Source organism: Exiguobacterium aurantiacum, from assembly GCF_001766415.1.
GTDB lineage: Bacteria > Bacillota > Bacilli > Exiguobacteriales > Exiguobacteriaceae > Exiguobacterium > Exiguobacterium aurantiacum_A.
In genome coordinates this window covers 149482-161976 of record NZ_MKXO01000001.1, presented here as the reverse complement: position 1 = coordinate 161976, position 12495 = coordinate 149482, and the positions used below count along the sequence as shown (strand labels likewise).

13 protein-coding genes are annotated in these 12495 nt (G+C 54.2%); 2 read left to right on the top strand and 11 right to left on the bottom strand.

Annotation, left to right across the window (positions count from 1 at the left end; all coding sequences use genetic code 11):
* Positions 1-5 precede the first annotated feature (5 nt).
* The 6 genes from dxs to nusB all read right to left on the bottom strand — a co-directional run bounded on the left by dxs (position 6) and on the right by nusB (position 5743).
* Positions 6-1898, bottom strand: a complete 1893-nt coding sequence (gene dxs, locus BJU60_RS00825; protein WP_070327906.1) for a 1-deoxy-D-xylulose-5-phosphate synthase — start codon at positions 1896-1898, stop codon at positions 6-8.
* 124 nt (positions 1899-2022) lie between these two features.
* Entirely contained in the window at positions 2023-2898 is an 876-nt protein-coding gene (locus BJU60_RS00820) for a polyprenyl synthetase family protein (RefSeq protein WP_070327060.1), read from the bottom strand.
* On the bottom strand, positions 2895-3125 hold the full coding sequence (gene xseB / locus BJU60_RS00815; RefSeq protein WP_016510387.1) for an exodeoxyribonuclease VII small subunit: 231 nt from the start codon (positions 3123-3125) through the stop codon (positions 2895-2897). Before xseB ends, BJU60_RS00820 begins: the two co-directional genes overlap by 4 nt.
* A complete protein-coding gene (gene xseA / locus BJU60_RS00810; protein ID WP_070327059.1) occupies positions 3094-4443 on the bottom strand; it encodes an exodeoxyribonuclease VII large subunit in 1350 nt (449 codons plus the stop codon). Before xseA ends, xseB begins: the two co-directional genes overlap by 32 nt.
* Positions 4436-5272 carry a bifunctional methylenetetrahydrofolate dehydrogenase/methenyltetrahydrofolate cyclohydrolase gene (locus BJU60_RS00805; RefSeq protein WP_070327058.1) on the bottom strand — a complete coding sequence of 279 codons (837 nt, stop codon included), beginning with the start codon at positions 5270-5272 and terminating at the stop codon, positions 4436-4438. The genes xseA and BJU60_RS00805 overlap by 8 nt, the downstream gene beginning before the upstream one ends.
* A gap of 87 nt (positions 5273-5359) precedes the next feature.
* The gene (gene nusB / locus BJU60_RS00800; RefSeq protein WP_070327057.1) at positions 5360-5743 is read right to left on the bottom strand and encodes a transcription antitermination factor NusB; all 384 of its coding nucleotides are present in this window, start codon (positions 5741-5743) and stop codon (positions 5360-5362) included.
* A 252-nt stretch (positions 5744-5995) separates the two neighbouring features.
* On the opposite strand from nusB, the gene BJU60_RS00795 reads away from it, so the two are divergent.
* On the top strand, positions 5996-7111 hold the full coding sequence (locus tag BJU60_RS00795) for an RNA-guided endonuclease InsQ/TnpB family protein (protein ID WP_070327056.1): 1116 nt from the start codon (positions 5996-5998) through the stop codon (positions 7109-7111).
* Positions 7112-7392: 281 nt separating this feature from the next.
* On the opposite strand, the gene accC is transcribed toward BJU60_RS00795, so the two are convergent.
* The 5 genes from accC to aroQ form a co-directional block, all read right to left on the bottom strand.
* Complete coding sequence (accC, locus tag BJU60_RS00790; protein ID WP_070327055.1) at positions 7393-8736, bottom strand: acetyl-CoA carboxylase biotin carboxylase subunit; 1344 nt, start codon at positions 8734-8736, stop codon at positions 7393-7395.
* Between the two features lie 7 nt (positions 8737-8743).
* Complete coding sequence (gene accB / locus BJU60_RS00785; protein ID WP_070327054.1) at positions 8744-9190, bottom strand: acetyl-CoA carboxylase biotin carboxyl carrier protein; 447 nt, start codon at positions 9188-9190, stop codon at positions 8744-8746.
* A 114-nt stretch (positions 9191-9304) separates the two neighbouring features.
* Entirely contained in the window at positions 9305-9871 is a 567-nt protein-coding gene (efp, locus tag BJU60_RS00780; RefSeq protein WP_070327053.1) for an elongation factor P, read from the bottom strand.
* 30 nt (positions 9872-9901) lie between these two features.
* On the bottom strand, positions 9902-10969 hold the full coding sequence (locus BJU60_RS00775) for a M24 family metallopeptidase (RefSeq protein ID WP_070327905.1): 1068 nt from the start codon (positions 10967-10969) through the stop codon (positions 9902-9904).
* Positions 10965-11402, bottom strand: coding sequence for a type II 3-dehydroquinate dehydratase (aroQ, locus tag BJU60_RS00770; protein WP_070327052.1), 438 nt, complete (start codon positions 11400-11402; stop codon positions 10965-10967). The genes BJU60_RS00775 and aroQ overlap by 5 nt, the downstream gene beginning before the upstream one ends.
* 141 nt (positions 11403-11543) lie before the next feature.
* On the opposite strand from aroQ, the gene BJU60_RS00765 reads away from it, so the two are divergent.
* The gene (locus BJU60_RS00765) at positions 11544-12485 is read left to right on the top strand and encodes a DUF1385 domain-containing protein (RefSeq protein WP_070327051.1); all 942 of its coding nucleotides are present in this window, start codon (positions 11544-11546) and stop codon (positions 12483-12485) included.
* Positions 12486-12495 lie beyond the last annotated feature (10 nt).

Here is a 12495-nt window from a genome sequence, read left to right as displayed (position 1 = left end):
ATTCCTCACACATTCTGTCGATTTGTCATTTGAATGAACTGCTCTACCGATTCCGCGATTTGAGATGGTCTGAGCCCGATCTCTTCTAGCAGTTGATTGACCGCGCCATGTTCAATATAACGGTCCGGAATCCCTAGACGAAGGACGCGCGGGAACTGTCTCGCATCACTCGCATGCTCGAGCACGCTGCTTCCGAATCCTCCGGCAAGAACGGCCTCTTCGAGCGTGACGAGCGGGATGCCTTCCTCATAGAGCGCGGTAAGCATCGCATCGTCGAGCGGTTTAATCGTACGGCAGTTGATGACCCGTACGCTCCGTTGTCCTTCGAGGAGCGTTCTCACTTCTAGCGCATCTTGTACTTGCGGCCCGAACGTCAAGATAGCCACGTCCGTCCCGTCAGCCACGACTTCCCACTCATCGAGCGGAAGTTCACGCAACGTCTCACTCATCGGGGTACCGATGCCTTCTCCACGCGGGAACCGCACAGCGATCGGTCCATCATCGTATTTTAACGCCGTGTAGACGAGATGTTGCAATTCTTCCTCATCTTTCGCCATCAAAATCCGAATGTTTGGCACATGGCGCATGAAGGCGATATCGAACACGCCTTGGTGCGTCTCCCCGTCGGCGCCGACAAGGCCCGACCGGTCAATCGTGAAGACGACGTTCAAGTTTTGGCGGCAAATATCGTGCACGAGCTGATCATATGCGCGCTGGAAGAACGTAGAATAGATCGAAACGACCGGTTTGAGACCTTGTGTCGCTTGACCTCCGGCGAGCGTGACCGCATGTTGCTCGGCGATGCCGACGTCAAACATGCGTTCCGGGAATTGCTTGTTGAAACAGTCCAGTTTCGAACCGACGCTCATCGCTGGCGTGATCAACGTCACACGCTCATCCGTCTCCGCGACTTTCGTAATCGTTTCGGCAACGACTTTTGAATAACTCGGTCCTTTGACTTTCCCTTTAATGACTTCACCAGATTCAATCTTGTACGGTCCGAGACCGTGCCACGTCCCGATGCCGTCTAGTTCGGCCGGGCGATAGCCTTTGCCTTTTTTCGTGATGACATGGACGAGTACCGGTCCATCAATTTTTTTCGCATACTCGAGTGTCTCGAGCAAATCTTTCAAATCGTGACCGTCCGTCGGTCCAAAGTAAGTGAAGCCAAGTTCTTCGAAGAACGTACCCGGTATGAGTGCCGACTTCAACATATACTTGACTCGTTCGCCACTGCGTTCGAGCGAACTTCCGACAATCGGGATGTGCTTGATGAGCGCTTCGACTTCCTCGCGGGCATGCTTCAGTTTACGTGACGCCCGCATCCGGCCGAGCATATTATGCATCGCCCCGACGTTTGGCGCGATCGACATTTCATTGTCATTTAAAATGACGATGACGTTTTGTTTCTCGGCCCCGATGTGATTGAGTGCTTCGAGCGCCATTCCGCCCGTGAGAGCACCGTCTCCGATGATGGCGATGGCGCGATCATTCGCTCGCCCTTTTAGCTCGTTGGCGATGGCAATCCCCATTGCCGCCGACAACGAGGTCGAACTGTGCCCCGTCTCCCATACATCGTGCTCGCTCTCACAGCGCTTCGGAAACCCACATAAGCCATTATACTGGCGAAGCGTGTCGAACTGGTTCGTCCGTCCCGTTAAAATTTTGTGGACATAGGCTTGATGCCCCACGTCCCATACGAGTTGATCTTTCGGACTGTCAAATACACGGTGCAAGGCAAGCGTCAACTCGACAACGCCGAGGTTCGGCCCGAGATGCCCTCCCGTTTCTGCCAATTTTTCAATCAAGAACCGTCTGATGTCTGCGCCAAGCGCTTCGATCTCGGTCACCGACATTTTCTTTAAAAATGACGGGTCTTGAATGGATGTCAGGTCCATGATGACCATCCTTTCTCCTGTCGTATTACTGATTCGTACCTTACATTTTACAAGAATGTGTCCATATATGCTATACATACAGAAAAACAAAGGTGACACGATGTGCTCATCGTGTCACCTAAAGTCAATGATTGCGTTTGACGACAAAGTAAAGTAGCTCATGCAAACGAGGTGAAGCGACCGACAGTTCGGCGAGCGCAGCTTCAGCTTGTGCGACTTCTTGAGCGAGCGCTTGTTTCGCACCGTCAAGACCGAGCAGCTTCGGATACGTCGATTTATCGTTCCCTTCATCCGAACCGACACGCTTCCCAATCAACGCCTCGTCGCCTTCGACGTCTAAAATGTCATCTTGGATTTGGAACGCAACACCGAGATGCGCTCCGAAACGCTTCAATGCCGCTTGGTCGCTTGCGGACGCATCGGCCAAAATCGCTCCTGCTTCGAGCGCATAGACGAGCAGCGCCCCGGTCTTGCGGGCATGAATCGACTGAAGCGTCTCTAACGATACGTGTTGTCGTTTCTCGGCTAGCATATCGTCTAGCTGTCCACCGACCATCCCGGCACTACCGGCCGCCTCGCTGAACCGTGAAATCAAACTCACTAGTTTTTCAGGCGCGGCGTGCGTGCGGGTGATCACTTGAAATGCGTCCGTCAAGAGCGCATCGCCCGCAAGGATCGCGGTCGCTTCATCAAACTGACGATGGTTCGTCGGACGGCCTCTGCGGACATCGTCGTCGTCCATCGCCGGCAAATCGTCATGAATGAGTGAATACGTATGTACCATCTCGAGTGCGACGGCGGCTTCGTGACCGAGTTCAATCGGTCGGCCGTATGTATCGAGGACGGCGTACAGGAGGGCCGGACGAATCCGTTTCCCACCTGCCTCTAATGAATAGGTCATCGCTTCGAACAGTCGCTTCGGCATGGCCGCGTCGTCAACGAGACGACTCATCGCCTGTTCGACCGCACGTTTCCACTCATCGAGCATCAACTGACTCATACGGCGCCTCCTTTGTCACGGAGCGTACCGTCCAGTTCTAAAATTTCGTCCATTTTCTTTTCGGCAGCCGTCAATTTTGACTGACAAAGCGCCGACAGACGAACACCTTCCTCATAGAGCGTCATCGCTTCTTCAAGCGCGACTTCTCCAGTCTCAAGTTTCGCCACGATGTCTTCGAGTCGGGCTAGCGCCGTCTCAAACGTCTGTTCTTCTTGTTTCTTCGCCATAATGTCTCTCCTTCACTTCCGCGACGGCATGACCGTCACGGAAACGGATCGTCACGACTCCGTCATGTAGTTGTTTGACATCTTTCACGTACGTCCCGTCTTGCTCGGTAAGCGTATAGCCTCGGGATAGGACCGCGAGCGGGCTGACCGCATGCAACCTGCCGACCTGCGCGGCAAAGCGTTCGGTCGGCCGTTCGAGCGGCCGAATCCGGTTCAGTCGTCCTTCAAATTGACGGTACCGTTCATCGTTCGTCCGCAGTGCCCGAGCCAAATTCCGGACATCGAGCCGCTGCTGCGATTGAGCGAGACGATGGCGGGCGAACGTCAGTTGTTTGGTGACACCTTGCTCGAGACGGATCTCAGCCTGAGCGAACCGGTCCCGCTTTTGTGAGAGCGTGAACCGCGGCGACTTCAACCCGTAGCTGTTCGCCGCCCGTTCGAGCCGGTCGCGCACAGCTGTCATTTGATTCGTGACGGAACGCTGCAACTGCATCGTCAAACGCTCGACGTCTTTTCGCTGCGCATCGATCGTCGCCGTTGCGAGTTCCGCCGCAGCCGTCGGTGTGGCCGCACGTAAGTCGGCGACGAAATCGGCAAGCGTGAAGTCGGTTTCGTGACCGACGGCCGAGATGACCGGAATCGTCGAGTTGTAAATCGCTTCAACGACGATATCTTCGTTGAACGCCCACAGTTCCTCGATCGAGCCGCCGCCCCGGCCGACGATCAAGACGTCACAGTCCGTCCGTTCGTTCATCCAGCGAATCGCACTCGCCACTTGCGGGGCCGCCAAGTCACCTTGGACGGCAACCGGGGCGAACGTGATGGCTACGTGTGGCGCCCTGCGCCGCAGTGTCGTCGCGATGTCGTGCAAGGCAGCACCTTTGGGGGACGTAATGATCCCGATTCGTTCAGGGAAGGCCGGGAGCGAACGCTTCCGTTCCGCGTCGAACCACCCCTTCGCTTCGAGTTCGCGTTTTCTCGCCTCGTAACGTTCAAACAATAGACCGACACCGTCTTGACGCATCAGTTCAACGTACAGCTGAACGTCACCCGTTGCCTCATACATCGTCACGCGAGCGACGACGACGACGTTCATCCCGTCTGTCGGTTCGAACGTGAGCGTTCTGGCGTCACGTGAAAACATGACGGCTTTCATACGAGACGCCTCATCTTTCAACGTGAAATAGCAATGACCCGAAGCGTAACGTTTAAAGTTCGAGATCTCACCGACGACCGCGATTTGTTGTAAAATCGGATCGTCGTCAAGCTGTCGTTTGACGTAACGGACGACTTCGGACACTTGAATCGGATTAGCCACGCGAAGCGACCTCGACCGTGTTATGCATGAGCATCGTGATCGTCATCGGTCCGACGCCGCCAGGTACAGGCGTGATGGCGCTCGCCACATCTTTGACACCTTCATAGTCGACATCCCCGACGAGACGATTGTCGACACGGTTGACACCGACGTCGATGACGATCGCACCTGGTTTGACCATGCCGGCCGTGACGAGTCCGGCCCGTCCGACCGCGACGATCAAAATATCGGCCTGTCTCGTCATCGCTCCGAGGTCAGCCGTCTTCGAATGGCAATACGTGACAGTCGACGACTCGTTCAAAAACAGCATGCCGACCGGTTTGCCGACGATCTGGCTTCTCCCGACGACGACGACATGCTTCCCGACGAGGTCGGTCTGCGTTTTGACGAGGTGTAAAATCCCGTGCGGCGTGCACGGCAACAGCGTGTCAAGACCGAGCATCATTTTCCCGACGTTCTCCGGATGGAAGCCATCGACGTCTTTCTCCGGCGAAATCCGCATGATGACGCGAGATTCATCGATATGGTTCGGTAACGGGAGTTGGACGAGAATCCCATGTACCGCTTGATCTTCATTCAATAAATCAATCAGCTTCAGTAAATCCGCTTCGGTCATGTCATCATCAAATCGAAGTATTTGCGAGTCGATGCCAATCTCTTTGGCCGCTCGCTCTTTCCCGCGAACGTAACTGTGGCTCGCTGGGTCGTCCCCGATTAAAATGACTTTTAATTTCGGGGTGATGCCGCGCGCCCGAAGAGCTGTCACCTGATCTTTCAACGTTTCCCGATACGATGCTGCGATTTGTTTCCCGTCGATCACTACTGCCATCTCTCTCATCCCCCATTGTCTTAGGTTTCTCTGTAGTTGGTGTGGTGTCTTCTCTATTTGTTTAACAGACCGTGTGCTTGTCTTCGCTTACGCTTTAATGATGTTACCGAGCACGCCGTTGACGAGCTTGGCCGCTTCTTCATCGGCGAACGATTTGGCGAGTTCGACCGCCTCGTTGATCGTGACTTTGTCCGGAATCGTCTCGACGTAGAGCAACTCGTACGTCGCCATGCGGAGAATCGTCCGCTCGACATTTCCGAGTCGGTCAAGCCGCCAGTTCTTTAAGTTCTCGATGAGCAACGCGTCGATCTCGTCTTTCTTCTCCAACGTTCCAACGACGAGTTGTTCGTAGAATGGATCAGAGTCCATGCCATCAAGGGCAAATTCGATAGCCTCGTCTACCTCAAGTTTTGATACTTCGATTTGAAAAAGCGTTTGAATCGCTTTTTCCCGTGCTTCATGACGTTTCATTCAGATACTCTCCTTTTGCTTGCTTTCATCTTTAATCGGCAAGGATACCCCTACTTCGATCGTGCTCCGGGCACAGCCCGACGATAAGTGGGGGAGAAATTGCCGCCGGGACTGAATCACGCATGTCCGTTTTGGCAGACAACGTCGCTATCGATACCGGCCTCATCTCTTGCCCATCCTCTCCGGTTGTTCGTTTGTAAACTGTTCTCTACGGGAAAAAAATATTATCTCTAGTGAAAGGCGGTGAACCCAATGTCCACCATCACTGCGAAGGTCCAACTCTTCGTCCCGCCCCCTCAAGCGGCTATCCTGAGGGCAACGATGGACGCATACCGGTCGGCTTGTGACTGGCTGTCGGGACACGTCTTCGAGACGAGGGACCTGAACCAGGCGAGCCTCAACGACTCGCACTATGCCGAGCTCCGGCAACGGTTCGGCCTGAAGAGCCAGATGGCCCAGTCGGTCATGAAGACGGTGATCGCTCGGTACAAGTCGGCGAAGTCGAACGGGCACGCGTGGTCCCGTGTGGAGTTCAATCGTCCCGAATACGACCTCGTCTGGAACCGCGACTACTCGCTCACCCAGGACCGGTTCAGCGTGAACACGCTGGACGGACGGATCAAGCTGGACTATGCGCGTAAGGGCATGAGGCAGTACTTCAACGGGACGTGGCGGTTCGGCACAGCCAAACTGGTGCACAAACACGAGAAATGGTTCCTACACATCCCCGTGACGAAGGCGTTCCCCGAACTCGACGACGCTTGCGTCACCAACATCGTCGGTGTGGACCTCGGCATCAACTTCCTGGCGGTCACGTACGACAGCCAGGGCGAGACCACCTTCTACGACGGAAGAATGGTGAAGCACAAGCGAGGCACGTTTAAAGCCACCCGCGAACAGCTCCAACGACGGCAGACCCCATCGGCCCGCAAGCGGCTGAGACAGCTCGGCTCGAGAGAAAACCGTTATGTGACCGATGTGAACCATCAGGTCACGAAGGCACTCGTCGACCGATACCCGAGGGGCACGCTGTTCGTGTTGGAGGACCTGACCGGCATCCATGCCGCCACAGAGAAGGTGCGGGCGAGAAACCGCTACGTCTCCGTGTCGTGGGCGTTCTACCAGTTCCGTCGCATGCTCGAGTACAAGGCCGCACTGAACGGTCAGAAGGTGATCGTCGTCGACCCGAGACACACCTCCCAGACCTGTCCGACATGCGGGCACACCGAGAAGGCGAACCGGGACAAGAAGCTGCACACGTTCCAATGCAAGAACTGCCGGTACCGATCGAATGATGACCGCGTCGGCGCGATGAACCTGCATCGGAAAGGCATCGAACACATCGGTACAGGTGCCACGGGAGCATGACCCCCATGGAAGGGGCGAGGTCAACCGTCCCGATGTTCCGCCACGCGAAGGTAGGAGGCGCATGAGCGCCGTCCGCACTACCGGGCAGGAACGAGCGTAACCGTACTCTACGAGGGTAGAGGCGCCGTCGAGTCCTCGATGGACGCAAGCCCCCACCTCAAACGGACCGTCAAGGCGTTAAGTGGCGGGTTGTTGACTGTGATAGTTTAGCATAAAGCACTCACAAATTCAGTACAAAAAACGAGGAAGACCGAAATAATGTTCGGGCTTCCTCGTTCGACTCATTTCGTCAGTATCATTTCTTTTTCGACAAATTTCGTGTCGAACGCACCGTTACGGAAATGTTCGTGCGCCATGACTTGTTGATGGAACGGGATCGTCGTATGAATGCCCGATACTGTGAACTCGTCAAGGGCACGAAGCATCTTCGCGATCGCTTCTTCACGCGTCGGGGCGTGGACGATCAACTTCGCCACCATCGAGTCATAAAACGGCGGGATGACGGCGCCTGCGAACAGGCCGCTGTCGACCCGTACCCCCATTCCTCCTGGAACGATATATTGATCGATCTTGCCGGCCATCGGACGGAAGTCGGTGAACGGGTCTTCGGCGTTAATGCGGCATTCGATCGAATGACCGCTAAAGACGATATCGGCCTGTGAGATGGCGAGCGGATGCCCGAGCGCGACTTCAAGTTGCGCTTGGACGAGATCAAAGCCGGTGATCATCTCCGTGACCGGATGCTCGACTTGGATTCGCGTGTTCATTTCCATAAAGTAAAACTCGTTCGATTCAGGGACATAAATAAACTCGATCGTCCCGGCGCCCGAATATTGGATCGCTTTCGCCGCTTTGACGGCCGCTTCTCCCATCGCTTGACGCGTCGCCTCGTCGATTGCAGGCGACGGGGCCTCCTCGATCAGTTTCTGCATCCGGCGTTGGATCGTGCAGTCCCGTTCTCCTAAATGAATGACGTTCCCATACTGGTCAGCAAGCACTTGCACCTCGACGTGACGGAACGATTCGATATATTTCTCTAAATAGACGTCACCGTTCCCAAAAGCTTGTTTCGCTTCTTTACGGGTCGCGACGAGTCCTTTGATGAGCTCTTCTTCATCGAAAGCGACACGAATCCCGCGTCCGCCGCCTCCGGCCGTCGCCTTGATGATGACCGGATAACCGATTTCTCGAGCGAGTTCAATCGCCTCATCATCCGTCACGACACCGCTCGATCCCGGGACGACAGGCACACCTGACTCGATCATCGTTCGTTTCGCTTCATCTTTAATGCCCATCTTCCGAATCGCATAGCTGCTTGGACCGACGAACTGGATCCCGCACGCTTCGCTCATCTCGGCGAATTCGGCATTTTCTGCCAAAAATCCATAACCAGGATGGATCATCGTCGCATCGACCGCACAAGCGACCGACAAGATGTTCGGGATATTCAAATAAGAGTCTTTCGACGGGTTCGGTCCGATACAATACGCCTCGTCCGCGAGACGAACGTGCAACGACTCACGATCTGCCTCCGAAAAGACGGCGACTGTCGGGATATTCATTTCTTTGGCTGCCCGAATGATTCGTACCGCGATCTCGCCGCGGTTTGCAATGAGTAATTTCATAGCACCCTCACTTCACGCTAAAGAGCGCTTGGCCATATTCGACTAGATCGCCGTCGGCGACGAGGATTTCAACGACTTCCCCGCTGATTTCGGCCTCGACATCGTTGAACAGTTTCATCGCTTCTAATATACAGACGACCTGACCCGTCTCGACACGGTCGCCTACTTTGACGTACGAGTCTTTATCCGGGGCCGGGCGTGAATAAAACGTTCCGACCATCGGTGATGTGATGGTACGTAAGTTGCTCACTTCCGCTTGAGGCGCTTCGCTCTCTTCTACGGCTGGTGCAGATAACGGAGCAGTAATCGGTTGAGCAAGCGGTGTGCTCGCGACGATTTGCTGCGCCGTTTCTTTTTTTAATGACAGTTTGAACTCGGACGTCTCGAGCTCCATCTCATGGATAGACGTCTGGTCGAGCAGTTCAATCAGCTCTTTAATATGATCGATTTGCATGAAATAAACCCCCTATTTATACCTGGTACTAATCTCTACTCTACTATAACTGGTCAGACCAGTGAATGCAACGACAAAAAAAGTGCCCATTCGTTTGAATGGACACTGCTCGTATTACCCGTTATAACGTCCCATGAAGTCGCCGGTACGTGTGTCGACCGTCACTTTTTCACCTGGCTCGATGAAGAGCGGGACTTGAATGATATGGCCAGTTTCGACCGTAGCGTTCTTTTTGACGTTCGACGCCGTATCCCCTTTAACACCTGGGTCAGCTTCTGTGATCGTCAAGACGACCGTCGTCGGAAGTTCGATCCCGAGGATCTCACCGTTATAATCAGCGATGCTCACTTCCATGTTCTCGAGCATGAACGGAAGCGCCGCTTTCACTTGCTCGCCCGTCAATTCGAGCTGCTCATACGACTCCGTATCCATGAAGACGTACGTGTCGCCCATCGGATACAAATACTGCATTTTTTTACGTTCGATGTGAGCGCGTTCGACCCGCTCGCCGCCCCGGAACGTCGTCTCTTGAATCGCGCCAGAACGTAAGTTGCGCATTTTCGTACGAACGAACGCTGCGCCTTTACCTGGTTTGACGTGTTGGAACTCGATGACTTGCCAAATCGAACCATCTGATGTTTTGACTGTTAACCCTGTCTTTAAATCGTTTACTGATACCATAGTGATTTCCTCCTAAAAATGAGCTGAGACTCAAGCCTCGATCGTGATTAACTCTTTTGGCGACTGCGTGAGACGGACATTTCCATCCTTCGTGATGACGACATCATCCTCGATACGGCAGCCACCGATGCCGGCGATGTAGATCCCAGGCTCGATTGTGACGACCATCCCAGGTTCGAGCACCGTGTCAGACCGGAACGACAACCCTGGCGCCTCATGTACTTCCATTCCGAGTCCGTGACCGGTTGAGTGGCCGAAGTACTCGCCGTACCCGGCTTCTTTGATGACGTCACGCGTCAACGCGTCAGCCTCGATGCCAGTGATACCGGCCCGAGTCCCTTCCACGCCTGCCAGTTGGGCACGCAACACCGTGTCATAAATCTCGCGCAATTTGTCTGAGATCTCGCCGACTGCGAGCGTACGCGTAATATCCGAACAGTACCCTTTGTAGTACGCTCCGAAGTCGAGCGTCACGAGTTCACCGGCTTCGATGACTTTGTCACTGGCCACACCGTGCGGCAATGCCGAACGATGACCAGAAGCGACGATCATATCGAATGAAGACGAATCCGCACCTTGGCCGCGCATGAACATCTCCAACTCATTGGCGACTTCTTTCTCAGTGCGTCCCGGGCGAATGAACGTCTGGATGTGGGCAAACGCCGCATCAGCAATCGCCGCAGCTTCCTTCATTATCTTAATCTCTGCCTCGTCCTTAATCAAGCGCAGCTTTTCCACGATCCCTGACGTCTCGACCAGTTCAGCCGCTACCTCTTTTTCATACGTCCGATACGTCCCGACCGTCATGTCATCTTGTTCGATTCCGAGACGCTTCACCCCTTCTCGGCTCGCGATGTCAGACACCGACTTGATGAGCGATGTTTCGAGCTCGATGATGTCATAACCGGTTACTTGGCTAGCTGCCTGCTCGGTATAGCGGAAGTCCGTGATGAAACTCGCCGCCTTCGCTGTGATCAAAATGACCCCACTCGACCCGGTAAACCCAGACAAGTAACGAATGTTCTCTCGTTTCGTCACGAGCAATCCATCGATCCCGTTCATTTCTAACTGAGCTTGTAGCTTGTTGACGCGTTCAATCATGTCGATTCCTCCAATGTTCGATGAGTGCATGCAACGCGAGCGTATAGCTCGTCAATCCGAAGCCGCTGATGACGCCGAGGCAGACACCGGCAAGTTTCGATTCGTGACGAAACGACTCACGGGCATGCACGTTCGAGATATGTACTTCGACGACCGGGGCTGAAATAGCGGCAATCGCGTCCCGCAATGCAATCGACGTATGCGTATACGCCCCGGCGTTCAAGATGACGCCCGCGTAATCATACGCCTCATGCAGCGCATCGATCAGCTCACCTTCATGATTGGACTGGATGAACGTGAGACGAACATCTCCCGGTGCTTCGAGCAACAGTTCTGCCGTCAAGCCTTTCAGCGAGACATCCCCGTACACATCCGGTTCCCGTCTACCTAGCAAGTTCAAATTCGGTCCATTCAAGACAAGTATATGCACAAGCCTTCCCCCTCATTCGTCAAGTCTTTCTTATTGTAACAAATTTATGCGAAGAGCGATAATTGCGTCACCTGAGGTTTCGTTTTTCGATCGAATCACGTTATAATTCAACTATATACTTGTCAGAATCGAGGAGAACCTATGAAAAATAAAAAGTTGATCCCCGTCGGCGGTCAAGCACTCGTCGAAGGCGTCATGTTCCAAGGACGCACCGAGAGCGCCTCGGCCATCCGGCGTAAAGACGGATCGATCGAGACGTTCAAACAGCCTCGACTCCTCGTCCCGTGGGTCCAATCGTTGAAAAAAGTCCCGTTCCTTCGTGGCATCGTCGCTTTATACGAGTCGTTAAAGAACGGCTCGGCCCACATGAACTTCGCGAGCGATCGCTATGACGTCGACCCGAGCGAAGACGTCACGGAGAAGCCAGAGCAAAAGCAAAACATCCTCATGGTCATCATGATCGCCATCGTCGGTGTCATTTCTTACATCTTCGGCAAATTGATCTTCAACGTCACCCCGGCGCTCCTTGCCGCTATGTTCCAAAACGTGCCCGCACTGTCCGGTCACGTGATTCAAAACCTGCTCGAAGGGGGAATTAAACTAGTATTACTGCTCAGCTACCTATACTTGATTTCATTGACCCCGCTCATCAGACGCGTCTTCCAATATCATGGCGCCGAGCATAAAGTTATCAACTGCTACGAATCCGGACGACCGATCACCGTTGATAACGTCCGTTTAAGCTCACGCCTCCACTATCGGTGTGGTTCAAGCTTCATCCTGTTCACCGTTTTTGTCGGCATCGGCGTCTATATGGTCGTCCCGATCGACCCACTTTGGGTCCGGCTCGTCAGCCGGATCGCGCTGTTGCCGGTCGTCATCGGCATCTCGTTCGAGGTGCTTCAATTCACCAATCGCTTCCGGGAGCATCGGTTTTTATCCGTGCTCGGTAAACCAGGACTTTCATTGCAACTATTAACGACGCGAGAACCGAACGACGAACAGATCCGCGTCGCCATCGAAGCGTTCGAGACGTGGGAACGTTCCGAACTCGGTCAACCGGACGTCCAAAGAGAGGGATAAAGAGGAGGAA

Excerpts from the sequence above, each read along its gene's own strand:
- BJU60_RS00805 (WP_070327058.1), bottom strand. The coding sequence starts at position 5,272 with ATGGCAGTAGTGATCGACGGGAAACAAATCGCAGCATCGTATCGGGAA.
- dxs (WP_070327906.1), bottom strand. The coding sequence starts at position 1,898 with ATGGACCTGACATCCATTCAAGACCCGTCATTTTTAAAGAAAATGTCG.
- BJU60_RS00765 (WP_070327051.1), top strand. The coding sequence starts at position 11,544 with ATGAAAAATAAAAAGTTGATCCCCGTCGGCGGTCAAGCACTCGTCGAA.
- accC (WP_070327055.1), bottom strand. The coding sequence starts at position 8,736 with ATGAAATTACTCATTGCAAACCGCGGCGAGATCGCGGTACGAATCATT.
- BJU60_RS00795 (WP_070327056.1), top strand. The coding sequence starts at position 5,996 with ATGTCCACCATCACTGCGAAGGTCCAACTCTTCGTCCCGCCCCCTCAA.
- efp (WP_070327053.1), bottom strand. The coding sequence starts at position 9,871 with ATGGTATCAGTAAACGATTTAAAGACAGGGTTAACAGTCAAAACATCA.
- accB (WP_070327054.1), bottom strand. The coding sequence starts at position 9,190 with ATGCAAATCGATCATATTAAAGAGCTGATTGAACTGCTCGACCAGACG.
- nusB (WP_070327057.1), bottom strand. The coding sequence starts at position 5,743 with ATGAAACGTCATGAAGCACGGGAAAAAGCGATTCAAACGCTTTTTCAA.
- xseB (WP_016510387.1), bottom strand. The coding sequence starts at position 3,125 with ATGGCGAAGAAACAAGAAGAACAGACGTTTGAGACGGCGCTAGCCCGA.
- BJU60_RS00820 (WP_070327060.1), bottom strand. The coding sequence starts at position 2,898 with ATGAGTCAGTTGATGCTCGATGAGTGGAAACGTGCGGTCGAACAGGCG.